The 20,660-nt window shown below is 66.3% G+C and carries 21 protein-coding genes and 3 tRNA genes; 14 read left to right on the top strand and 10 right to left on the bottom strand.

The window, feature by feature from the left end; genetic code table 11:
- Positions 1 to 2 precede the first annotated feature (2 nt).
- The 4 genes from gpt to QWG60_RS07595 all read right to left on the bottom strand — a co-directional run bounded on the left by gpt (position 3) and on the right by QWG60_RS07595 (position 3,169).
- Positions 3 to 482, bottom strand: coding sequence for a xanthine phosphoribosyltransferase (gene gpt, locus QWG60_RS07610; RefSeq protein WP_035598737.1), 480 nt, complete (start codon positions 480 to 482; stop codon positions 3 to 5).
- A 4-nt stretch (positions 483 to 486) separates the two neighbouring features.
- The gene (locus QWG60_RS07605; RefSeq protein ID WP_016854700.1) at positions 487 to 1,032 is read right to left on the bottom strand and encodes an adenine phosphoribosyltransferase; all 546 of its coding nucleotides are present in this window, start codon (positions 1,030 to 1,032) and stop codon (positions 487 to 489) included.
- A gap of 21 nt (positions 1,033 to 1,053) precedes the next feature.
- Positions 1,054 to 2,358, bottom strand: coding sequence for an NCS2 family permease (locus QWG60_RS07600; protein ID WP_035598646.1), 1,305 nt, complete (start codon positions 2,356 to 2,358; stop codon positions 1,054 to 1,056).
- Positions 2,359 to 2,539: 181 nt separating this feature from the next.
- Positions 2,540 to 3,169 (bottom strand): riboflavin synthase subunit alpha, encoded by a 630-nt coding sequence (locus tag QWG60_RS07595; protein WP_107182004.1) that lies wholly within the window; start codon positions 3,167 to 3,169, stop codon positions 2,540 to 2,542.
- 443 nt (positions 3,170 to 3,612) lie between these two features.
- Here QWG60_RS07595 and QWG60_RS07590 point away from each other — a divergent pair, with 443 nt between their 5' ends.
- From QWG60_RS07590 to QWG60_RS07575, 4 genes are all read left to right on the top strand, one after another.
- Positions 3,613 to 4,662: a methionine ABC transporter ATP-binding protein gene (locus QWG60_RS07590; protein WP_035598734.1), complete on the top strand. Its 1,050-nt coding sequence runs from the start codon at positions 3,613 to 3,615 to the stop codon at positions 4,660 to 4,662.
- Complete coding sequence (locus tag QWG60_RS07585; protein WP_035598641.1) at positions 4,643 to 5,296, top strand: methionine ABC transporter permease; 654 nt, start codon at positions 4,643 to 4,645, stop codon at positions 5,294 to 5,296. Before QWG60_RS07590 ends, QWG60_RS07585 begins: the two co-directional genes overlap by 20 nt.
- Before the next feature lie 234 nt (positions 5,297 to 5,530).
- Complete coding sequence (locus tag QWG60_RS07580; RefSeq protein ID WP_146907574.1) at positions 5,531 to 6,346, top strand: MetQ/NlpA family ABC transporter substrate-binding protein; 816 nt, start codon at positions 5,531 to 5,533, stop codon at positions 6,344 to 6,346.
- Between the two features lie 86 nt (positions 6,347 to 6,432).
- Complete coding sequence (locus QWG60_RS07575) at positions 6,433 to 6,888, top strand: GAF domain-containing protein (RefSeq protein WP_146907576.1); 456 nt, start codon at positions 6,433 to 6,435, stop codon at positions 6,886 to 6,888.
- A gap of 121 nt (positions 6,889 to 7,009) precedes the next feature.
- On the opposite strand, the gene QWG60_RS07570 is transcribed toward QWG60_RS07575, so the two are convergent.
- From QWG60_RS07570 to glpK, 4 genes are all read right to left on the bottom strand, one after another.
- Positions 7,010 to 7,086 (bottom strand) — tRNA-Val (locus QWG60_RS07570).
- Between the two features lie 21 nt (positions 7,087 to 7,107).
- Positions 7,108 to 7,184, bottom strand: a tRNA-Val gene (locus QWG60_RS07565).
- A gap of 16 nt (positions 7,185 to 7,200) precedes the next feature.
- Positions 7,201 to 7,277 (bottom strand) — tRNA-Val (locus QWG60_RS07560).
- Between the two features lie 111 nt (positions 7,278 to 7,388).
- Entirely contained in the window at positions 7,389 to 8,897 is a 1,509-nt protein-coding gene (gene glpK, locus QWG60_RS07555) for a glycerol kinase GlpK (protein WP_046080276.1), read from the bottom strand.
- 214 nt (positions 8,898 to 9,111) lie between these two features.
- Here glpK and QWG60_RS07550 point away from each other — a divergent pair, with 214 nt between their 5' ends.
- Positions 9,112 to 9,870 carry a DeoR/GlpR family transcriptional regulator gene (locus tag QWG60_RS07550; protein ID WP_035598632.1) on the top strand — a complete coding sequence of 253 codons (759 nt, stop codon included), beginning with the start codon at positions 9,112 to 9,114 and terminating at the stop codon, positions 9,868 to 9,870.
- 153 nt (positions 9,871 to 10,023) lie between these two features.
- Positions 10,024 to 11,562 (top strand): glycerol-3-phosphate dehydrogenase, encoded by a 1,539-nt coding sequence (gene glpD / locus QWG60_RS07545; protein WP_146908271.1) that lies wholly within the window; start codon positions 10,024 to 10,026, stop codon positions 11,560 to 11,562.
- A 37-nt stretch (positions 11,563 to 11,599) separates the two neighbouring features.
- On the opposite strand, the gene QWG60_RS07540 is transcribed toward glpD, so the two are convergent.
- On the bottom strand, positions 11,600 to 12,187 hold the full coding sequence (locus tag QWG60_RS07540; RefSeq protein WP_046080274.1) for a histidine phosphatase family protein: 588 nt from the start codon (positions 12,185 to 12,187) through the stop codon (positions 11,600 to 11,602).
- 123 nt (positions 12,188 to 12,310) lie between these two features.
- On the opposite strand from QWG60_RS07540, the gene phnD reads away from it, so the two are divergent.
- The 5 genes from phnD (at position 12,311) to QWG60_RS07515 (ending at position 17,010) form a co-directional block, all read left to right on the top strand.
- Positions 12,311 to 13,312, top strand: a complete 1,002-nt coding sequence (phnD, locus tag QWG60_RS07535; protein WP_082090964.1) for a phosphate/phosphite/phosphonate ABC transporter substrate-binding protein — start codon at positions 12,311 to 12,313, stop codon at positions 13,310 to 13,312.
- 78 nt (positions 13,313 to 13,390) lie between these two features.
- Positions 13,391 to 14,188 carry a phosphonate ABC transporter ATP-binding protein gene (phnC, locus tag QWG60_RS07530; RefSeq protein WP_035598623.1) on the top strand — a complete coding sequence of 266 codons (798 nt, stop codon included), beginning with the start codon at positions 13,391 to 13,393 and terminating at the stop codon, positions 14,186 to 14,188.
- The gene (phnE, locus tag QWG60_RS07525; RefSeq protein WP_146908268.1) at positions 14,175 to 14,981 is read left to right on the top strand and encodes a phosphonate ABC transporter, permease protein PhnE; all 807 of its coding nucleotides are present in this window, start codon (positions 14,175 to 14,177) and stop codon (positions 14,979 to 14,981) included. Before phnC ends, phnE (QWG60_RS07525) begins: the two co-directional genes overlap by 14 nt.
- Positions 14,975 to 15,784 carry a phosphonate ABC transporter, permease protein PhnE gene (phnE, locus tag QWG60_RS07520; protein WP_146908265.1) on the top strand — a complete coding sequence of 270 codons (810 nt, stop codon included), beginning with the start codon at positions 14,975 to 14,977 and terminating at the stop codon, positions 15,782 to 15,784. The genes phnE (QWG60_RS07525) and phnE (QWG60_RS07520) overlap by 7 nt, the downstream gene beginning before the upstream one ends.
- Positions 15,785 to 15,945: 161 nt before the next feature.
- The gene (locus QWG60_RS07515; RefSeq protein WP_146908263.1) at positions 15,946 to 17,010 is read left to right on the top strand and encodes an endonuclease/exonuclease/phosphatase family protein; all 1,065 of its coding nucleotides are present in this window, start codon (positions 15,946 to 15,948) and stop codon (positions 17,008 to 17,010) included.
- A gap of 24 nt (positions 17,011 to 17,034) precedes the next feature.
- On the opposite strand, the gene QWG60_RS07510 is transcribed toward QWG60_RS07515, so the two are convergent.
- Complete coding sequence (locus QWG60_RS07510) at positions 17,035 to 18,414, bottom strand: class II fumarate hydratase (protein WP_107182007.1); 1,380 nt, start codon at positions 18,412 to 18,414, stop codon at positions 17,035 to 17,037.
- Between the two features lie 199 nt (positions 18,415 to 18,613).
- Between QWG60_RS07510 and QWG60_RS07505 the strand changes: the two genes are divergently transcribed.
- The 3 genes from QWG60_RS07505 (at position 18,614) to ehuB (ending at position 20,629) form a co-directional block, all read left to right on the top strand.
- Positions 18,614 to 18,982 carry a phasin family protein gene (locus QWG60_RS07505; protein WP_146908260.1) on the top strand — a complete coding sequence of 123 codons (369 nt, stop codon included), beginning with the start codon at positions 18,614 to 18,616 and terminating at the stop codon, positions 18,980 to 18,982.
- Between the two features lie 147 nt (positions 18,983 to 19,129).
- A complete protein-coding gene (locus QWG60_RS07500) occupies positions 19,130 to 19,678 on the top strand; it encodes a hypothetical protein (RefSeq protein ID WP_246124651.1) in 549 nt (182 codons plus the stop codon).
- 90 nt (positions 19,679 to 19,768) lie between these two features.
- On the top strand, positions 19,769 to 20,629 hold the full coding sequence (gene ehuB, locus QWG60_RS07495) for an ectoine/hydroxyectoine ABC transporter substrate-binding protein EhuB (protein WP_146908257.1): 861 nt from the start codon (positions 19,769 to 19,771) through the stop codon (positions 20,627 to 20,629).
- The last annotated feature ends 31 nt before the right edge of the window (positions 20,630 to 20,660 follow it).

Genomic DNA, 20,660 nt, shown 5'->3' with positions numbered 1-20,660 from the left:
CGTCAGCGCTTGATCCGGTCGGCCAGGGGTTCGACATAGGTCACCCCCATGTCCCAGGGGAACTGGATCCAGCAGTCCTGGGCCACCTCGGTGAGGTACTGGTCAACCAGCGGGCGCCCCTCCGGCTTGGCATAGACGGTGACGAAGTGTGCGCGAGGCAGCATCTCGCGTACCTTGCGCGCCGTCTTGCCGGTATCGACGAGATCGTCCACCAGCAGCCAGCCGTCGCCGTCGTGGTCGACGCCCTTCATCACCTCGAGCGCCCCCTGGTCCTGCCCCTCGTAGCTCTTGATACAGACGGTGTCGATCAGTCGCACATTGAGCTCGCGGGCGATCAGCGCCGCCGGAATCAGGCCGCCGCGGGTGATGGCGACGATGCCCTGGAAGTCGCGCTCGACCAGTCGATGGCAAAGCTCGCGCACGTCCCGGTGCAGCTGGTCCCAGGACACGGTGAAGTGCTGGTGATAGCGATGACTCATGATGGCGTCACTCGTCCTCGGTGAAGGAACAGACCGCGAAGACGTTGAAACCGGCCTCGCGAATACGATCGGCGCCACCCAGGTCCGGGAGGTCGACGATGGTGGACGTCTCCACCACATGGCCGCCGCTGCGGGTGATCAGCTTGGCCGCGGCCAGCATGGTGCCACCGGTGGCGATCAGGTCGTCGACCACCAGGATGCGGTCGCCCTCGCGGAAGGCGTCGCTGTGCAGCTCGACCTCGGCTTCGCCGTATTCCAGCGTATAGGTCTCGCTGATGGTCTTGAACGGCAGCTTGCCCTTCTTGCGCACCGGCACGAAGCTGCAGCCCAGCTCGTAGGCCAGCGGCGCGCCGACGATGAAGCCGCGCGCGTCGATGGCGGCGATGGCGTCGAGCTCCAGGTCCTGGTAGCGGTGCACGAAGCTGTCGATCAGCTTGCGGAAGGCCGAGCTGTTCTGCAGCAGCGGCGTGATGTCACGGAAGTTGACGCCCGGCTGCGGCCAGTCGGGTACGGTGCGGATGACGGACTTGATGTAGTCGCCGTAGATGCTCATCACGATTCTCGTCGGTCGGTGTCAGTCGAGGAACAGCAGCTTGGCGCTGAAGACCAGCGCCAGCACCACCACGGCCGGATTCAGGTCGCGGAAGCGACCGGACAGGGCCTTGATGGCGGCGTAGCTGACGAAGCCCAGGGCGATGCCCTCGGCAATGGAAAAGGTCAGCGGCATGGCGAGTGCCGCAATCAGCACCGGCGCCGCCTCGGTGGCGTCGTTCCAGTCGGCGTGGGCCAGGCTGCCCGCCATCAGCACCGCCACGTAGAGCAGCGCGCCGGCGGTGGCGAAGGCCGGGATGGAGCCCGCCAGCGGCGAGAAGAACAGGCTGATCAAGAACAGCACGCCGACCACCACGGCGGTCAGGCCGGTGCGTCCGCCGGAGATGATGCCGGCGGTGGACTCGATGTAGCTGGTGGTGGTCGAGGTACCGAGCGCGGCACCGGCCATGGAGGCGCCGCTGTCGGCCATCATGGCGCGGCCGATACGCGGCAGCTTGCCGTCCTTGTCGAGCAGGCCGCCCCGATGGGCGACGCCGATCAGGGTGCCGGAGGTGTCGAACAGGTCGACGAACAGGAAGGCGAACACCACGCTGAGCATGGCCACATCCAGGGCACCGGCCAGGTCGAGCTGCATCAGGGTCGGCGCGATGGAGGGCGGCATGGAGACGATGCCGCCGAACTCGTTATGGCCGAGCAGCATCGACAGCGCGGTGATGCCGAGGATGCCGATCATCACCGCGCCGGTGACGCGCAGGTGTGCCAGCGCCGTGATCACGAAGAAGCCGAGCAGCGCGTAGAGCGCCGCGGGCTCGGACAGATCGCCGAGAGCCACGTAGGTTGCCTCGTTGGCCACCACGATGCCGGAATTCTGCAGCGCGATCATGGCCAGGAACAGGCCGATACCGGCGGCGATCCCCAGGCGCAGCGACATGGGAATCGAGTTGATGATCCACTCGCGGATGCGGAACACGCTAAGCAGGAAGAAGGTGAAACCGGACAGGAAGACCGCGCCCAGCGCCGCTTCCCAGCTGTAGCCCATCCCCATCACCACGCCATAGGTGAAGAAGGCGTTGAGACCCATGCCGGGCGCCAGGGCGATGGGATAGTTGGCCCACAGCCCCATGATGAGACAGCCCACCGCGGAGGCCAGACAGGTGGCCACGAACACCGCACCGTAGTCCATGCCGGATTCGGAGAGGATGCTCGGATTGACGAAGATGATGTAGGCCATCGTCAGGAAGGTGGTGATCCCGGCGATGATCTCGGTCTTCGCGTTCGTGCCGTGTTCGGCGAGCTTGAAGTGACGTTCGATCAGGCTTTTCTGCATGGAGAATTCGTCCTGTGCGGCGCTTGGCGTCCTGCTGGGTGCGAGAAAAGCCGCACATGGTAGCGGATGGCGTCCCGGGAATCGAGGCGCCATCCGCTACCGGCGATGCGGCACGGCTTCCTGATATATAAGGGATGCTTGGAACGCTGGCCAGCGGACTGGCCAACGCACGCTGAACGCCTCAGGCGTCGCGAGAGGCCATCACCCGCTCCACCGTCTCGACGATGGCCTGGGTCTGGGGATCGATCTCGATGTTGACGCGGTCGCCCGGCACCCGGTCGGCAAGCACGGTGCGCGCCAGGGTCTCGGGGATCAGATCGACGCAAAAGCGCGGGGCGTGCTCGGCAGTGGCCGGCCGCGCCTCGCCGATGGTCAGGCTGGCGCCGTCGACGCCGATGTAGCCCTTGTCGAACACGAAGCGGCCCAGAGACTCCGGCAGCTCGAACCACAGCCGGCGGTTGTTGGGCGCCTCGTCGAGGGACACCAGCTCGGCGGTGGCGATCACGTGGCCTGACATGGCGTGGCCGCCGATCTCGTCACCGAAGCGCGCCGCGCGCTCGACGTTGACCCGGTCGCCGACGGCCAGCTCGCCGAGGTTGGTGACGCGCAGCGTCTCGCGCATCAGGTCGAAGCTGACGCGCTCGCCCTCGATCTCGGTGACGGTCAGGCAGACCCCGTTGTGGGCCACCGAGGCGCCGATCTCGAGCCCCTCGCCCAGCGCCCCCGGCAGGCGCACTACATGAGTGCGGAAGGCTTCCGCCTCCTCGATGGCCACTACCTCGGCGATGCCCTGCACGATGCCTGTGAACATGTGCTGATCTTCCTCTCGTGTCATGCCGCCCGGACGGGCGCAAAGGCGATCAGTGTAGGGAAAGGCAACACCTGGCGTCCATGGCGGCACCGGTGAGGCGCGGGAGCGACCGGATGCCCCTTCCTGCCCCTTACGCCAGACGTTTTTCCTGTCTCAGGCGTTTTTCTGGGTATTCTCACCATCAGCCCGGCTAGCGAACACCAACTTGGACCAAATGGTTTGACATACGCCCGTTCGAACCCTAGGATACGCGCACATTTTGACGGCGCCGATTTGGACCCGGATTGCGGGCGCCGCTGACGCATGGTTTTCGAGCCGTGCGGCAGGAAGTGCAGCTAAAAGGGTGTGTCCAGCGTTGATGGCCACCCGTCAGGGTGGCCTTTTTTTTGGCCGCTCGCCGGCTGACGGCCCGCCCCTCCCCCGGCGCCACCCCGGTGGCCCAGATGATTCGACTCCAGAACGTATCCAAGACCTACTTCACCAAGGGCAAGCGCGACGGCGTCGAAGCGCTCAAGCCCGTTGACCTGCACGTGCCCCAGGGGCAGATCCACGGCGTGATCGGCCTGTCCGGCGCCGGCAAGTCGACCCTGATCCGCTGCGTGAACCTGCTCGAGCGCCCCACCACGGGCACCGTCACGGTGGACGGCCAGGAACTCACCGGCCTGTCCCGCGACGCGCTCAACCAGGCGCGCCATCGCATCGGCATGATCTTCCAGCATTTCAACCTGCTGACCTCGCGCACCGTCTTCGACAACGTCGCGCTGCCGCTGGAGCTGATGGGCGTGAAGAAAGCGGAAATCCGCGAGCGCGTCACGCCACTGCTGGAGCTCGTCGGCCTGGCCGACAAGGCCAGCCACTACCCGGCCCAGCTCTCCGGCGGCCAGAAGCAGCGCGTGGCCATCGCCCGGGCGCTGGCCAGCCGTCCGCGGGTGCTGCTGTGCGACGAGGCCACCTCGGCGCTCGACCCGCATACCACCGGCGCGATCCTGGAGCTGCTGCAGGACATCAACCAGAAGCTCGGGCTGACCATCCTGCTGATCACTCACGAGATGGAGGTGGTCAAGACCATCTGCCATCGCGTCAGCCTGATCTCCGGCGGCGAGCTGGTCGAGGAAGCCGACGTCGGCGACTTCTTCACCGCCCCCGGCACCCGGCTTGGGCGCGACTTCCTCAACGACTTCCTCGAGCTCGAGCCGCCACGCACGCTGGTCGAACGCCTTGAGGAGTCGCCCGGTGCGAAGACGCATCCGGTGGTACGCCTGGCCTTCTCCGGCGACGCCGTCTCCACGCCGCTGATCTCGCGGCTGGCCCGTGAGTGCGGCGTCGACGTCAGCATTCTTCAGGCCAAGGTGGAGTCGATCCAGGATCGCACCCTGGGCCTGATGATCGCCGAACTGATGGGCGACGCGGACGAGACGCGTCGCGCCATCGCCTACCTGGAAACCCATGACCTGAAGGTGGAGGTGCTCGGCCATGTCCAGCGCGATGATTGAACTGATCCTCGAAGCCACCCTAGACACCCTCTACATGGTGGCGATCTCCGGACTGATCTCCGCCGCGGTGGGCATCCCGCTAGGCGTGCTGCTCAACGTCACCCGACCCCGCCAGGTACTGGCCCAGCCGGCGCTCAACGGCGTGCTGGGCATCATCACCAACGTCGGCCGCTCGGTGCCCTTCATCATACTGATGGTGGCCATCATCCCCTTCACCCGCACCCTGGTCGGCTCCTCCATCGGCACCAACGCCGCGGTGGTGCCGCTGACCATCGCCGCCATCCCGTTCGTGGCACGCCTGGTCGAAGGCGCGCTGAACGAGATCCCGCCGGGCCTGGTGGAAGCCGCCCAGTCCATGGGCGCCACGCCCTGGCAGATCATCACCCGAGTGCTGCTTCCCGAAGCCCGCGGCGGTATCTTCACCGCCCTGACCGTGACCGTCGTGACCCTGATCAGCTACTCCGCCATGGCCGGCGCGGTAGGCGGCGGCGGCCTGGGCGATCTAGGCATCCGCTACGGCTACAATCGCTTCAACCCCACCATCATGCTCATCACCGTGGTGATCCTGGTGGTCATGGTGCAGGGCTTCCAGAGCCTGGGGGACTATCTAGTGCGCAAGAGCGATCACAAGTGAGGGCCGACACTGATTGACTGCTGCGCTCGACATCCTGGCCGCCGGCGGTGCTCGCTCTCCTCATGTAGCAGGCTACACTCCGGGAGCTGCGCTCCGGCGGCAACCAGCCTGTCTTCGCTCGCGACGTCAATCAGCGCCACCCTTCGAGATGGCATCTGTCAAATAACGAAAAGATATTTAAATTACCCTGCTTATTCCTTTAGTATCAAAGCAATACGATAGGAGGTTTAATATATGCGCAGCATCCTGATCGGCGGCCTCGCCGCTTCCGCCCTGGCCCTCGCGATCGGCCAGGCCAACGCCGACGAGCACGGCATCAAGGTCGGCACCGTGGCCGGCCCCGAGACCGACGTCATGCAGGTCGCCGCCGACGTCGCCGAGCGCGAGTACGGCCTGGACGTCGAGATCGTCGAGTTCACCGACTACGTCACGCCCAACGCCGCGCTGGCCGACGGCAGCCTGGATGCCAACGCCTACCAGCACGAGCCGTACATGCAGTCGATGATCGACGACCGCGGCTACGACTTCGCCATCGCCGGCCGCACCTTCGTCTATCCGATCGGCGCCTACTCCGAGAAGTTCGACAGCATCGACGCGCTGCCGGACGGCGCCACCATCGCCCTGCCCAACGACCCGACCAACGAGGGCCGCTCGCTGATCCTGATGCACGAGCTGGGCCTGATCACCCTGGACGATCCGGCGAACCTCGAGGCCACCCCGCTGAACGTGGTCGAGAACCCGCACGACTTCGACTTCCGCGAGATCGAGGCCGCCCAGCTGCCCCGCGTGCTGCCCGATGTGGACATGGCCTTCATCAATAACACCTTCGCCCAGCCGGCCGGCCTGAGCCTGGACGATGCCCTGATCAAGGAAGGCCCGGACTCCCCCTACGTCAACCTGATCGCCGTGCGCGCCGGTGACGAGGACCGCGAGGCGATCCAGCAGCTGGTCGACGCTTACCAGAGCGACGAAGTGGCCGCCAAGGCCGAGGAGCTGTTCGACGGCGCCGCCGTGCCCGGCTGGATCGACGAAGCGGAACAGGCCGAGTAAACCGAAGAGCCAGACCAGCGCGATCGCAGATCACGCTACCGATGGGGCCGGCCGCTGAGCCGGCCCCTGTCGTTGAAGGAGAGACCATGACCGATTACGCCCTGCTCGCCCGCCAGCTCGACGCCCTGCTGGACACCCGTGACTGGCTGACCAACAGCGCCCAGACCTGCGCCTTCATCATGCAGCAGGTGCCCGAGTTGAACTGGGCCGGCTTCTACCTGCAGCGCCAGCCCGAGGTGCTGTCGCTCGGCCCCTTCCAGGGCCAGCCCGCCTGCCATCCGATTCCGTTCAGCAAGGGCGTGTGCGGCGCCGCGGCGCGCTCCCGCGAGACACAGCGCGTCGAGGACGTCCACGCTATCCCCGACCACATCGCCTGTGACGCCGCCTCCCGGGCCGAGCTGGTGATCCCGATCGTGGTCAACGACCGCCTGTGGGGCGTGCTCGACCTGGACAGCCCGACCCGCGGCCGCTTCGGCGCCGACGACCAGGCCGGCCTCGAGGCCCTGGTGAAGGTGTTCATCGAGCGCAGCGATCTCGGCTAGGGACTTGCTCCGCCCGGCGGCCGCAAATGCCGCCGGGCGGAAGCGCATCGCCCCCCGCCCGAGCCATAGGCACAACGAAAAACGCCCCGAAGCGTAAGCCTCGGGGCGTTTTTGCGGAATCTGGTAGGACCAGGCGGATTTGAACCGCCGACCTCCACGATGTCAACGTGGCGCTCTAACCAACTGAGCTATGGTCCTGCTGTCGATGTCGCGGCGCGATGGTAGGACCAGGCGGATTTGAACCGCCGACCTCCACGATGTCAACGTGGCGCTCTAACCAACTGAGCTATGGTCCTGCTATCGATGTCGCGTTGGTAGGACCAGGCGGATTTGAACCGCCGACCTCCACGATGTCAACGTGGCGCTCTAACCAACTGAGCTATGGTCCTACTGTCGCTGTTTCCGGCGATCTGTGCCGTGACAACGGATGCGTATTCTACGGACCCTGCAAAAATATGCAAGCGCTTTTTCCAGGCACGACACAAACAAGTCACGGTGGATCAGGAGCTTGGCGCTGCACCTTCAGGGTCACAGCGCACGCGTTCCACCGCTTCCAGCCAACCGCTATAGAGGCGCTCGCGCTCGCCCTCCTCCATTGACGGGAAGAAGCTGCGCTCGCTCTGCCAGAGTGCCGCTATCTCCTCGAGATCCCGGTACCAGCCAAGTCGCAGACCGGCCAGATAAGCCGCCCCAAGCGCCGTGGTCTCGAGAATGCCCGGACGGTCCACCTGCACGCCCAGCATGTCGGCCAGAAACTGCATCACCCAGCCATTGACCACCATGCCGCCATCCACCCGAAGGGTGCCCGGCGGCGTGCGCATGTCGTCACTCATGCACACCTGCAGATCCCGCGTCTGATAGCAGACCGCCTGGAGGCCGGCGGCCACGATATCGGCAATGCCGGTGTCTCGGGTCAGCCCGAGGATCGCACCGCGGGCCTTGGGATCCCAGTGCGGCGCCCCCAACCCGGTAAAGGCCGGCACCAGATACACGCTGTTACTACTCTTGGTCTCACGCGCCAGGGACTCGGTCTCGGACGCATCGGCGAACAGCTTCAGCCCGTCACGCAGCCATTGGACGGTCGCTCCAGCCACGAAGATACTGCCCTCCATGGCATAGGTCGGAACGCCATTCAGGCGATAACCCACTGTCGTGAGCAGGCGATTCCGCGAGACTTCCGCCCGCTCGCCGGTGTTGACGATCATGAAGCAGCCGGTGCCATAGGTGCTCTTGCCCATGCCGGGGCGAAAGCAAGCCTGGCCCACCAGGGCCGCCTGCTGGTCACCCGCCACCCCGGCAATGGGCAGCTCGCCGCCGAACCAATGGGCATCGGTGCGACCGAAGTCGTCACTGGAGTCCTTGACCTCGGGTAGCAGGCTGGCCGGGATATCGAACAGCGCCATCAGATCCGGGTCCCAGCGCTGCGAATGAATGTCGAACAGTGCTGTGCGCGACGCATTGGTCGCATCCGTCGCGTGCACCCGGCCACCGGTGAGACGCCAGATCAGGAAGGTATCCACCGTGCCGAATGCCAGCTCGCCACGCTCGGCTCGCTCCCGGGCACCCTCGACGTTATCCAGCAGCCAGGCCAGCTTGGTGGCCGAGAAATAGGGATCGATCAGAAGCCCGGTACGCGCCTGCACCAGCTCGGCATGCCCGGCGTCTCTAAGCCGCTGGCAGTGTTCGGCGGTACGCCGATCCTGCCATACGATCGCGTCGTGAAGCGGCTTGCCGGTTTCCCGATCCCACAGCAGCGTGGTCTCCCGCTGATTGGTGATGCCGATCCCGGCGATCTCCTCGATGGCCACTCCTTGCTCGGCGATCACCTCGCGACAGGTCGCCAGCACGCTCTCCCAGATGGCTTCGGGGTCGTGCTCGACCCATCCGTCGGCCGGAAACCGCTGAGGAAACTCGCTCTGGGCCATCGCGATGCCGCGACTCTCTCGATCGAAGAGTATCGCGCGCGAGCTGGTGGTCCCCTGGTCGATAGCAAGCAGGTAAGAAGCCATGAGAAAGCATCCTGAGATGGCTCGTTGTCACGGGAACACTTTCGCTTTTTCACCGAAAAATGTTCAATTATGATCAAAAGATTACGCTAGCGACTGATAGCACTCAATTGGCGATGCCGCCTCACGACTAAGACTTTCGGCGCCCCCACGGGCCGAGCATCAGCCTGCAGCGGCGTCCGGGTTGGCGCAGATAGCCAACCTTCAAGGAGTTAGCATGACCCCACAGCAGCGCCAGGACAGCATCGTCGAACTCGTTCGACGCCAGGGCTACGCCAGCATCGAGCAGCTCACCGAGCATTTCGCCGTCACCCCGCAGACGATCCGCCGCGATCTCAACCGACTGTCCGGGGAAGGCCAGCTCCGGCGTGTTCACGGCGGCGCCGGCCTCGAATCCAGCACGGTCAACACCGCCTATGCGATGCGCAAGAACCTGAACCTGGAAGCCAAGCAGCGCATCGCGCATCTGCTCGCCCAGCATATCCCCGATCACGCTTCGCTCTTCATCAACATCGGCACCAGCAACGAAGTCGTTGCCGAAGCCCTGCTCGATCACAGCGGCCTCGAGGTCATCACCAACAACCTCAACGTGGCCGCCATCCTCCAGCGCAAGGAAGATTTCAACGTTATCGTCGCCGGCGGCCAGGTCCGCTCGCGGGACGGCGGCATCATCGGCGAGGCGACCATCGACTTCATCCATCAGTTCAAGGTCGACTTCGGGATCATCGGCATCAGCGGCATCGACGAAGACGGCTCGCTGCTCGAGTTCGATTACCAGGAAGTCCGCGTGGCCCAGGCGATCATCCAGAACTCTCGTCAGGTCTTCCTGGCCGCCGACCATTCCAAGTTTCAGCGCAACCCCGTCGTGCGCCAGGGCAACCTCTCCCAGCTCGATGCGCTGTTCACCGACCGACCGCCTTCTGAGCGCATCCAGGAACTGCTTCGCCAGCACGACGTCGCCCTGCACCTCGCCTGAGCGCACCCTGCCCGCCCTCCGCCGCCGCCAGCCCCCTCGTTCGGGGCAACGCGGTTCGCATGACGCCCGCTTGATGTTCGCTTCCAAATACCCTATTTTCGCTTTCCAACATCACCGATATTTCACAAGGGCCTGCGCCCGACGGAGCATGATATGGCGACGTCTCCCGACATTCTGGATCTGTTCGTGATCGGCGGCGGCATCAATGGCGCCGGCATCGCCGCCGATGCGGCCGGGCGCGACCTCTCGGTCGGCCTTTGCGAACAATCGGACCTGGCAAGTGCCACCTCGTCCGCCAGCAGCAAACTGATCCATGGCGGACTGCGCTACCTGGAACATCACGAATTCCGACTGGTGCGCGAGGCGCTGCGCGAACGTGAGGTACTGCTCGCCAAGGCGCCCCACATCATCTGGCCACTGCGCTTCATCCTGCCCCACCGCTCCCATCTGCGTCCGGCCTGGATGCTCCGTGCCGGCCTGTTCCTGTATGACCATCTCGGCAGGCGTGAACGCCTGCCGGCGTCACAGGGGCTCCGCCTGACGCCGGAACTGGGACTGTCCACCGATCTGTCCCGAGGATTCGAGTATTCCGACTGCTGGGTAGACGACGCTCGACTCGTGGTCCTCAACGCCATCCAGGCGCGCGAACAAGGCGCCGAGATCATGGTCGGCACCCGATGCGTCAACGCTCGGGAGGTCGATGGCCACTGGGAAATCGAACTGGAGCACGCGGAAAGCGGCACGCGCTTCACGCGACACGCGCGCACGCTGATCAATGCGGCAGGCCCTTGGGTGGAAGGCGTCATTCGCGGCATGACACCGCGCACGTCGCGTTACGGCGTACGCATGATCCAGGGTAGCCACCTCATCGTCCCGCGGCGCAATCACGACGATCGCGCCTTCATTCTGCAGAACACCGACAAGCGCATCGTCTTCGTGCTGCCCTACGAGGAAGATTTCAGCCTGATCGGCACCACGGACCGGCGATACCAGGGCGATCCCGCCCGGGTCGAAGCCAGCGACGAGGAAATCGACTATCTGCTCGATGTCGTCAACGACCACTTCGAGACTCCCCTGACCCGCCACGATGTCATCCGCACCTTCGCCGGCGTGCGCCCGCTCTGCGATGACGAGTCCGCCGACCCGTCGGCCATGACCCGGGACTACACCCTGGACCTCGACACTCATGGCGCCCCGCTGCTGTCGGTCTTCGGTGGCAAGATCACCACCTACCGCAAGCTGGCCGAGGCGGCCCTCGAGATGCTTTCCCCCTTCCTGACCGGGATGCACCCTCCCTGGACTGCCGCGGCACCGCTGCCAGGGGGCGAGATCGACGACCCAACGAGCTTCGAGGCTCGTCTGCTCGTCGACTATCCCTATCTGGAAGCCCACCAGGCGCGTCGCTTCTCCCGCACCTACGGCACCTTGTGCCGAGCCTTCCTCGACGGCCGCGACAGTCAGGCGGCCCTGGGTGAGGCCTTCGGGGCCGGCCTGACCGCCGCCGAGGTCGACTATCTGGTCGAGCAGGAGTGGGCACGCAGCGCCGAGGACATTCTCTGGCGACGCACCAAGCTGGCGCTTCGAGTCACCGACACCGAGCGACAGCGATTGAACGACTACCTCGAGGCCGCACTACCGTCCGCCACGCTCGGCCCCGAGACATCGGATGCGGGCGCCCGCCACCCCGCCTGAGCCCGGCCCCAGGCGCGTCGTTGTGGCGACGGCGAACTTATAGAGACGTGATGCTGGCCGGCGCCAGGGGCTCCCGCTCCCGGTGCAGGCTCAGCGCGCGCCCCTCCAGGGCGGTCAGCAGGATCTGCAGCGGATCGCCGTGGCTGACCAGCAGGATCGTCTCGTCGCGGTGGCGCGCCTCCATCTCGTCGATCACGGCGCGCATGCGCGCCGCCACCTCGGCCACGGCCTCGACGCCCCCTTGGCGCAGCGTCGGATCCTGAGCGTCGAGCGCCCAGACCTCGGCATAGCGCGCGTCGCTTTGCCCCTCGAGCTCGCCGAAATGACGCTCCCGCAGGCGCGGCTCGACGGTGAGCGCCAGGCCGAAATGCGTGGCGACGCGCTCGGCAGTCTCGGCGGTCCGCAGAAAGTCCGAGTGCAGGATGCGCCGGGGCCTGGCCCAGCGCCAGTCGGCCAGCAGTTGGTCGAGCTGAGCATGCCCCTGGGACGAGAGGCCGAACCCCGTCAGGCCGAGCGCGGGCGAGCTGATGATCCGCCCCTCCTGGTTGGCCTGGCTGTGCCCGTGACGCATCAGCAGGTAGCGGTTGCGCCAGGCGCCGTCGGCGCCGGGGAAAGTGTTTGACATGGTTTCGTAACAAACCCTAGATTGAAAGAGGTTATTCGGAATCAATCATCAGTGGCTCGCTGATGTCGATATCCGAACATGCAACACACCACATGCCCTAAAACAATAATCGTGAGGCACGCCATGATCTACCCTTCCGCTCGCCCCGGAAATCGCTCGCTCGTCCCCATCGCCCTCTCCACGCTGCTGCCGCTGGCCATGCTGGCGAGCCAGGCCCAGGCGCAGGAGGAGTGCGAGCGCGGCGCACTGGCCAATATCTACTGCGACGAGAATGGCGACATGGTCGCCGACCGGCCGACAGACGAGTCCGAATGGGCCAATCCCGACACGCTGATCTTCGCCTACACTCCGGTCGAGGATCCGGCCATCTACTCCGACATCTGGCAGCCGTTTATCGAGCACCTTGAGGAGGTGACCGAACGCGACGTACGCTTCTTCGCCGTGCAGTCCAACTCGGCCCAGGTCGAGGCCATGCGCAGCGGCCGCCTGCACATCGCCGGCTTCTCCACCGGCCCGACCCCCTTCGCCGTCAACCTGGCGGGCGCCGTGCCCTTCGCGCTGATGGGCTCTGACGACGGTCGCTTCGGCTACACCCTGCAGCTCTATACCCACGTCGATTCCGGCATCGACGAGATGGAGGACCTGAGGGGCAAGCGCGTCGCCCACACCTCGCCGACCTCCAACTCCGGCAACCAGGCGCCGCGGGCACTGTTCCCCGAAATGGACATCGTGCCCGGCGAAGACTATGAGGTGGTGTACTCCGGCAGTCATGATCAATCCATGCTCGGGGTAGTGGCCCAGGACTACGACGCGGCTCCGGTGGCCTCGGAGGTGGTCGATCGCATGGCCGCCCGCGGCCTCTACGATCCGGAAGACGTCAAGATCATCTACGAGTCGGACAGCTTCCCGACCACTTCCTACAACTACGCCCACAACCTGCATCCCGACCTGGTCGAGAAGATCGAGGAGGCCTTCTTCAGCTTCGAGTTCACAGGCACCGAGCTTGGCGAGGAATTCGAGGGCGTCGAGAAGTTCGTCCCCATCAACTATCAGGACAACTGGAAGGTCATCCGCACGATCCAGAGTGCCAACGGCGTCGAGTACACCCCCGACAACCTCCAGTAACCTTCACGAGTCAGCGGCGCCGGCCTTCCCGCAGGGCCGGCGTCGACGTCTTGATGATCCTTTCTCGACGGACCCCTCATGCTAGAGATATCCAACCTGATCAAGCGTTACGGCCGCGACGAGCCGGTCCTCAAGGGACTCGACCTGACCGTGGAAGGCAACAGCGTCGTCTCCATCGTGGGAGCCTCCGGCGCCGGCAAGAGCACCATGCTGCGCTGTATCAACCGCCTGGTGGAGCCGACCTCGGGCTCGATCAAGCTCAACGGTACCGAGCTTGTCACGCTGCGCCACGGAGAACTGCGCCGCGCCCGACGCAAGATCGGCATGGTCTTCCAGGGCTTCAACCTGATCGACCGTCTCACCGTGATGGAGAACGTGCTGGCCGGTCGACTCGGCTACGTCAACCTCTTCCAGGCCATCACCCGGCGCTACCCGGAGGCGGACATCGAGCGCGCCTTCGTGCTGATGGAGCGCGTGGGAATCGCCCACTACGCCAACAAGCGTGCCGACGAGCTATCCGGCGGCGAGCGCCAGCGCGTCGGCGTGGTGCGGGCACTGATGCAGGAGCCCGAGGTGCTGCTCGCCGACGAGCCCACGGCCTCGCTCGACCCTCGTACCTCCGAGCAGATCATGGTGCTGCTGCAGAGCCTGGCGAGCGAGCTCGCGCTGCCGGTGCTGATCAACATCCACAACGTGGCGCAGGCGAGGACCTACACCGACCGTATCGTCGGGCTGCGCCACGGCACCATGATCTTCGACGGTGCTCCTGCGGACTTCGACAAGGCCGCCCTGGATGCCATCTACGGCGGTATCGAGGCGCCGGAAGACGAACTCGCCCCGCCCCCCGCGGAGGAGGTGCGCGATGGCCAGTCCTGACCGCGAGGCGCGCGCCACGCCGCGCACCTGGCGCAAGCCACCCTTCATCGCCAACCCGCTGGTGCGCTACGGCCTGCTGGTGGTGCTGGCGGCCTACCTGGTGTGGGCCTTCGGCAGCCTGCCCTTCAACTGGGAGCGCATCAGCGAGGGGCTTCCGCGGGCGGCGCGCATCTTCGGCGGCGGCTTCCCGCCGAGCCTGTCGCGCTTCGACCTGCTGCTCACCGGCTTCACCGAGAGCCTGCAGATCGCCATCCTGGCGACGCTGCTCGGCGTGCTGCTGTCGGTGCCGTTCGCGGTGATGGCGGCTCGAAACGTCGCACCGCTGCCGATCTACCTGCTGGGGCGCGCGGTGATCATCGTCTCGCGCAGCTTCCACCCGGTGATCGTGGCCATCCTGTTCGTCGCGGCGGTGGGCTTCGGCCCGCTGGCGGGGATCTTGACGCTGACCCTCTACTCCATCGGCTTCGTCGGCAAGCTGCTCGCCGAGGAGATCGACTGGGGACAGGTGGAGGCGATGCGCTCCACCGGCGCCGGCTATCTGACGACGCTCTTCTACGCCGTCTTCCCGCAGATCCTGCCCCGCCAGGTAGGACTCTCCATGTATCAGCTCGACAGCAACCTTCGAGCCTCAGCGGTGGTCGGCATCGTCGGCGCCGGCGGCATCGGCAGCACCCTGATGAACGCCTTCGGGCGCTACGACTATGACTTCGCCTTCGCCATCCTGCTGGTGATCATCGCGGTGATCCTGGCCAGCGAAGGCGTCAGCGGCTGGGTAAGGAAGAAGATATGGTAGACGATACCGACCTCTTGGCCGATCGCATCTGGCGACGGCACAATCCCAAGCAGCGGCTGATCCGCTACGGCGTGATGCTGCTGACCCTGATGGTGGTGGTCTGGGCCGTCAGCGACATCGATATCTTCTGGCCATGGGTATGGGACGCCCCCAACCAGATCTCGAGCTTGGGCGCGCGCATGTGGCCGCCGGATCCGACCCGGCTCGCCGAGATCGCGGATGCTATGATCGAGACGGTGCACATCGCCACCCTCGCGACCATGCTCACCATCTTCATCGCCCTGCCGGTCTCCTACATCGCTGCGCAGAACACCACGCCCAACCGCGCCTGCCTGTGGCTGGGGCGCTTCATCCAGGTCTCCAGCCGCTCGGTGAACACCATCATCTGGGCACTGCTGTTCGTGGCGATCTTCGGCCCTGGGGTGCTCGCGGGCATACTGGCCATCATGTTCCGTTCGGTAGGCTTCATCGGCAAACTGATGGGCGAGGCCATCGAGGAGATCGACCGCCGCCCCGTGGAGGCCATGGAGGCGACCGGCGCCTCCAAGGCCAAGGTGATCGCCTATGCGGTGGTGCCCCAGGTCATGCCGGCCTTCTTCGCCATCGTCATCCTGCGCTGGGATATCAACATCCGCGAATCCACAGTGCTGGGACTGGTGGGCGCCGGCGGCATCGGGGTCATCCTGCAGGGTTCCATCGACACCTTCGCCTGGCCTACCGTGGCGACGATCCTCATCGCCATCATCGCGCTGGTGCTGGTCGGGGAGGCGGTGACAGGCCTGCTGCGCCGCAAGGTGCTCTAGCGGCCGGCGCCATCCTGACGGCTGGAGCGGGCTTGGCCGAGGTCCTGCTTTCAGCCACCGCGATGGCTCGGCACCGATCAGCGGAGAGCGAGTTGCATCATGTTGAGGAGGGCGTGAGGTCACGCCCTTTCGAGGTGGACATGCCGGAGGGATGACGCGACATGCACGGATGGCTGCTCGGCGGGATCGCCGCCCTTCTCCTGCTGGCCAGCCTGATCGCCCGGGTGCCCGGGCACTGGTGGTGGCTGCGGGCCTGCGAGTTTCCCCGCCTGCAGATCGGCCTCGCCGGCGCCGCCTGCGCGCTGGCCTCGCCGCTGGCCGATGCGGCCGTGACGCCCTGGATCGCCGCCACGGGCGTCATCGTGTTCGCCATCCAGCTGCGCTACATCCTGCCCTGGACGCCGCTGTGGCCGGTGCAGGTGAAGCGCGCCCGGAACGACCGACCGGACCGCTGCCTGACGCTGCTGGTGGCCAACGTGCTGACCCCCAACCGCCAGAGCGAGGCCCTGCTCGCGATCATCCGCGAGCAGGACCCCGACCTGATCCTGACGCTGGAGTCCGACGCCTGGTGGGGCGAGCGCCTCGACAAGGGACTCGGCGACGACTGGCCGCATGCGGTGCGCGTGCCGCTGGACAACCTCTACGGCATGCACCTGTATTCGCGCCGGCCGCTGGTCGACCCGAAGGTCAAGTGGCTGATCCAGGACGACATCCCCTCGATCCACTGCGGCATCGAGCTGGAGAGTGGCGATCACATCCGCTTCCACGCCCTGCACCCGCGCCCGCCGGCGCCCAGCGAGAGCGAGGAGTCGCTGTGGCGGGATGGAGAGCTGATGCTGGTGGCCAAGCTCATCCACCAGGACCCGGTGCCCACCGTGGTGGCGGGCGATCTCAACGACGTGGCCTGGTCCCGCAGCACCCGGCTGTTCTGCCGGGTCAGCGGCATGCTCGATCCGCGCCGCGGGCGCGGCATGTTCAGCACCTTCCATGCCCAGCACGCGCTGCTGCGCTGGCCGCTGGATCACGTCTTCGCCAGCGAGCATTTCACCCTCCGGCGCATGCGGCGCCTGTCACCCTTCGGCTCGGACCACTTCCCGATCCTGACCACGCTCTGCTATCGCCCCTCCCGCGCCGACGAGCACGACAACCCGACAGCGACGACCGAAGAGCATCGAGACGCAGTGGTGACCATCGAAGAGGCCCGGGAGCGCGAGCAGGACGACTGACGCTCCCGGCCACCTCGCCGAGGGCTAGCCCGGGATGCCGCCATGGGTCAGCGCCGCCGGATCGAGCAGCCGCTCGAGCTCCTCGCGGCCGAGGTCGGTCTCCTCGTCCGCCACGTCGATGATCGGCCTCCCCGCCTGGTAAGCCTTCTTGGCGATGGCCGCCGCGGCGTCGTAGCCGATCACCGAGTTCAGCGCGGTCACCAGGATCGGATTGCGCGACAGCGGCTCGCTCAGGTGATCCTCGCGCACCTTGAAGGTGGCGATGGCGCGGTCGGCCAGCAGCCAGGCGGCATTGCGCATCAGGGTGATCGAATCCAGCAGGTTGTCCGCCACCAGCGGCAGCATGACATTGAGCTGGAAGTTGCCGCTCTGCCCCGCCACCGTCACCGCCGCGTCGTGGCCGATCACCTGGGCGGCGGCCTGGGCGGCGGCCTCGGGAATCACCGGATTGACCTTGCCCGGCATGATCGAGCTGCCCGGCTGCAGCGCCTCGAGCTCGATCTCGCCAAGCCCCGCCAGCGGCCCCGAGTTCATCCAACGCAGGTCGTTGGCGATCTTCATGATCGTGCAGGCCAGCGCCTTGAGCTGGCCGGAGAGCTCCACCGCGGCGTCCTGGCTGCCGAGGCTGGCGAAGAAGCTGTCGTTGGGCGCAAGCGCAAGCCCGGTCTGCCGGCCGAGCTCCTGGGCCATCCGGCTGGCGAACTCGGGATGGGCGTTGATGCCGGTGCCCACCGCGGTGCCGCCCTGGGCCAACCGGCACAGTCGCCCCATGGCGTCGTCGAAGCGTTCGATGGCCTGGCCGACCTGGCTCGACCAGCCGCCGAGTTCCTGGCTCAGGCGCAGCGGCATGGCATCCATCAGGTGGGTGCGACCGGTCTTGACCACGCCGTCCAGCGCCTCGGCGCGCACGTCGATGGTCCCGCGCAGGTGCACCAGCGCCGGGCGCAGCTCGCAGGCCACGCCCAGCGCCGCCGAGAGATGCAGCGCGGTGGGCACGACGTCGTTGCTCGACTGGCCCATGTTGACATGATCGTTGGGCCCTACCTCCAGGCCATCGCGGCTGGCCAGATGGGCGATCACCTCGTTGACGTTCATGTTGCTGGAGGTGCCGGAGCCGGTCTGGAAGACGTCCACCGGGAACTGGTCGTCGTGGTCGCCAGCGATCACCGCCTCCGCGGCCGCCTCGATGGCCTCGGCCCGGGCCGCGTCCAGCAGCCCCAGGTCGCGATTGACCCGGGCCGCCGCCAGCTTGATGCGGGCGATGGCATGAATGAAGCCGGTCGGCATCGCCCGGCCGGAGACCGGGAAGTTGTTCACCGCCCGCTGGGTCTGGGCGCCGTAGAGGGCATCGGCCGGGACCTCCAGCTCGCCCATGCTGTCGCGCTCGATGCGGTGCTCGCTCATGTTCGCCTCCTGGCTGATGGTCTCCTGTCACCATGGTGGCGCGCCCGCCGGCTTGCAAGACGCCGACACGACGAAAAGCCGAAACGGAGATGTTGCACTGCACAAAATGCGCTGCTATTGTGCATTGCAACAGAAGAGAGAAGGCGATGGCATCCCGCCCAGGCCTTCGCAACGTGCGCCATCACAGGAGGCGAAGACGATGCAAAACTTCGATACCAAGCAGTTCACCGAACAGTTCGAGTCCATGTTCTTCGGCCCGGCCCGTGCCTATGCCAGCCTGTCCGTGGATTTCGCCGAGAAGCTGACCAACGCCCAGCTCGAGGCCGGTCGCGCCTACAGCGAAACCGGCATGGCCCAGCTTCGCGCCCTGCTCGACGTCAAGGATGCCGAAGGCCTGCGCACCTACATGGAAGGCCAGCAGAAGGTCGCCAAGGACCTCACCGAGCGCCTGAAGGGCGACGCCGAGAAGGTCGTCTCCCTGCAGCAGGACTTCGTCCAGCAGAGCCAGAAGCTGACCGAAGAGAACGTCAAGCAGGCCACCGAGACCGCGACCAAGGCCGCCAAGTAAGCCCCAGGGTCAGACAGTCTCCCAGGGCCACCGCCATCGGCGGTGGCCCTTTCGTTGTGCATATGCGTTAAGCTCTCCCCCGCACAGGGCCAACCCTCACGGGAGAGTGCGATGACCAGTACGATGAACCGCGCAACGACGTGCGCCATGCGACCTGCCTTCCTGCCCATCCTGATGGGCATGATCCTCACCGGCTGCCAGATACTGCCGCCCGACGGCGCCACGCGGCGCGGCCCCGCCGAGGTGATCGACATCGGCGAGCGGGCCCCCGACACGGCACCGTCGCCGGAGGGCCGCGTGCCACGCCAGGTGGCCTTCCCCGCCGACGAGTACGCCGCCCTGGAGAAGACCGGCAGCGCCGCCCTCAGCGGCCGGCTGACCCTGGACACCGTCTCGGGCACCGTGGTCGGCCGCGGCGAGACGGTCTCGGTGGCGCCGATCACCACCTACTCCGCCGAGGCCGCCGAACAGGCCCTGGCCGGACGCGCGGTGGAGCCCGCCGACCCACGGGCCCGGGCCTACACCCACACCGCCCGCACCGACGGCGACGGCTACTTCATGCTGCGCGGCCTGCCGTCCGGCAGCTTCTATGTCTCCGGCAGCGTGGTCGACCCCACCAGCGGCAAGCGCCGGGTGATCGTCCATCAGGTGTCGCTCTCCGACGGCCAGCATCGCGAGGTACGGCTCAATCGCTGACGCCTCCGATGGCACCCCTCCCGGCAGGCTTCTACCCTGAAGTCGAGGCCTGCGTCGCCCTGCGTCGCCAGGTCGGACAGGAGACACGACATGAAACGGAGCATGTACGACGCCGACTGGACCACGCGCGTCCGTTGGGCGGCACTGCCGCTGGCGATGACCGTCGCCATCCAGTCGTTCGCAGCCGACCTCGACACGCTTCAGGCGCGCGGTGGCATTCGGGTCGCGGTGGCCGACGAAGCGCCCTATGGCTACCTGGATGAGAACGGCGAGGCAAGAGGAGCAGGCCCCGACGTCGCCCGCCATGTGCTCGGTGAACTCGGCATCGACGACATCGAGTGGGAGGTGACCGCCTTCGGCGACCTGATACCCGGCCTCGAGGAGGGCCGCTTCGACATGGCGGCTGCCGAGATGGCGATTCGCCCCGAGCGCTGCCGGCGGGTGCTGTTCTCGGCCCCCAATACCTCCTACGGGGAAGGCCTGCTGGTGCGCGCCTCCAATCCGCTCGAGATCAACGGCTACCAGGACTTCACCGAACGCGACGACATTCGCGTCGCGGTACTCGCCGGCGCGACCCAGGTCGACATCATGTCGGCGCTGGGCGTCCCGGATGACCGGGTAGTGAGCATCGAAGACAATGCGGCGGCCATCGACACCCTGCTCGCCGACCGGGCCGACGCCTACGCCGGCACCGGACTCACCGTGAGCCAACTGGACGCACAGCACCCCGGCGTCGAGATCGTGCAGGGCTTCGAGGATCCAAAGGTGAAAGGGGAGATCGTGCGCAGCTGGGGCGCCTTCGCCTTCCCGAAGGACGCCACCACGCTACGCGACGCCTTCGACGAGGTGCTGCTCGACTATCGCAATACCCAGGCCTGGGAAGACACTCTGGAAGGCTATGGCTTCACCCAGGACGACGTCCTCAACGCCTTCCGCTTCGATACCGACTGACTGTGTCGCCATCAGGGGTGAACGTCATCTC

Source organism: Halomonas halophila (assembly GCF_030406665.1).
Taxonomy (GTDB): Bacteria; Pseudomonadota; Gammaproteobacteria; order Pseudomonadales; family Halomonadaceae; genus Halomonas; species Halomonas halophila.
Note: the sequence above shows the minus strand (reverse complement) of the source record. Positions and strands in the feature narration are given on the sequence as shown.

Bases quoted from the DNA above. Each gene is read 5' to 3' on its own strand.
- QWG60_RS07605 (WP_016854700.1), bottom strand. From the start codon at position 1,032: ATGAGCATCTACGGCGACTACATCAAGTCCGTCATCCGCACCGTACCC.
- QWG60_RS07600 (WP_035598646.1), bottom strand. From the start codon at position 2,358: ATGCAGAAAAGCCTGATCGAACGTCACTTCAAGCTCGCCGAACACGGC.
- QWG60_RS07595 (WP_107182004.1), bottom strand. From the start codon at position 3,169: ATGTTCACAGGCATCGTGCAGGGCATCGCCGAGGTAGTGGCCATCGAG.
- QWG60_RS07590 (WP_035598734.1), top strand. From the start codon at position 3,613: ATGATTCGACTCCAGAACGTATCCAAGACCTACTTCACCAAGGGCAAG.
- QWG60_RS07585 (WP_035598641.1), top strand. From the start codon at position 4,643: ATGTCCAGCGCGATGATTGAACTGATCCTCGAAGCCACCCTAGACACC.
- QWG60_RS07580 (WP_146907574.1), top strand. From the start codon at position 5,531: ATGCGCAGCATCCTGATCGGCGGCCTCGCCGCTTCCGCCCTGGCCCTC.
- QWG60_RS07575 (WP_146907576.1), top strand. From the start codon at position 6,433: ATGACCGATTACGCCCTGCTCGCCCGCCAGCTCGACGCCCTGCTGGAC.
- glpK (WP_046080276.1), bottom strand. From the start codon at position 8,897: ATGGCTTCTTACCTGCTTGCTATCGACCAGGGGACCACCAGCTCGCGC.
- QWG60_RS07550 (WP_035598632.1), top strand. From the start codon at position 9,112: ATGACCCCACAGCAGCGCCAGGACAGCATCGTCGAACTCGTTCGACGC.
- glpD (WP_146908271.1), top strand. From the start codon at position 10,024: ATGGCGACGTCTCCCGACATTCTGGATCTGTTCGTGATCGGCGGCGGC.
- QWG60_RS07540 (WP_046080274.1), bottom strand. From the start codon at position 12,187: ATGTCAAACACTTTCCCCGGCGCCGACGGCGCCTGGCGCAACCGCTAC.
- phnD (WP_082090964.1), top strand. From the start codon at position 12,311: ATGATCTACCCTTCCGCTCGCCCCGGAAATCGCTCGCTCGTCCCCATC.
- phnC (WP_035598623.1), top strand. From the start codon at position 13,391: ATGCTAGAGATATCCAACCTGATCAAGCGTTACGGCCGCGACGAGCCG.
- phnE (WP_146908268.1), top strand. From the start codon at position 14,175: ATGGCCAGTCCTGACCGCGAGGCGCGCGCCACGCCGCGCACCTGGCGC.
- phnE (WP_146908265.1), top strand. From the start codon at position 14,975: ATGGTAGACGATACCGACCTCTTGGCCGATCGCATCTGGCGACGGCAC.
- QWG60_RS07515 (WP_146908263.1), top strand. From the start codon at position 15,946: ATGCACGGATGGCTGCTCGGCGGGATCGCCGCCCTTCTCCTGCTGGCC.
- QWG60_RS07510 (WP_107182007.1), bottom strand. From the start codon at position 18,414: ATGAGCGAGCACCGCATCGAGCGCGACAGCATGGGCGAGCTGGAGGTC.
- QWG60_RS07505 (WP_146908260.1), top strand. From the start codon at position 18,614: ATGCAAAACTTCGATACCAAGCAGTTCACCGAACAGTTCGAGTCCATG.
- QWG60_RS07500 (WP_246124651.1), top strand. From the start codon at position 19,130: ATGCGACCTGCCTTCCTGCCCATCCTGATGGGCATGATCCTCACCGGC.
- ehuB (WP_146908257.1), top strand. From the start codon at position 19,769: ATGAAACGGAGCATGTACGACGCCGACTGGACCACGCGCGTCCGTTGG.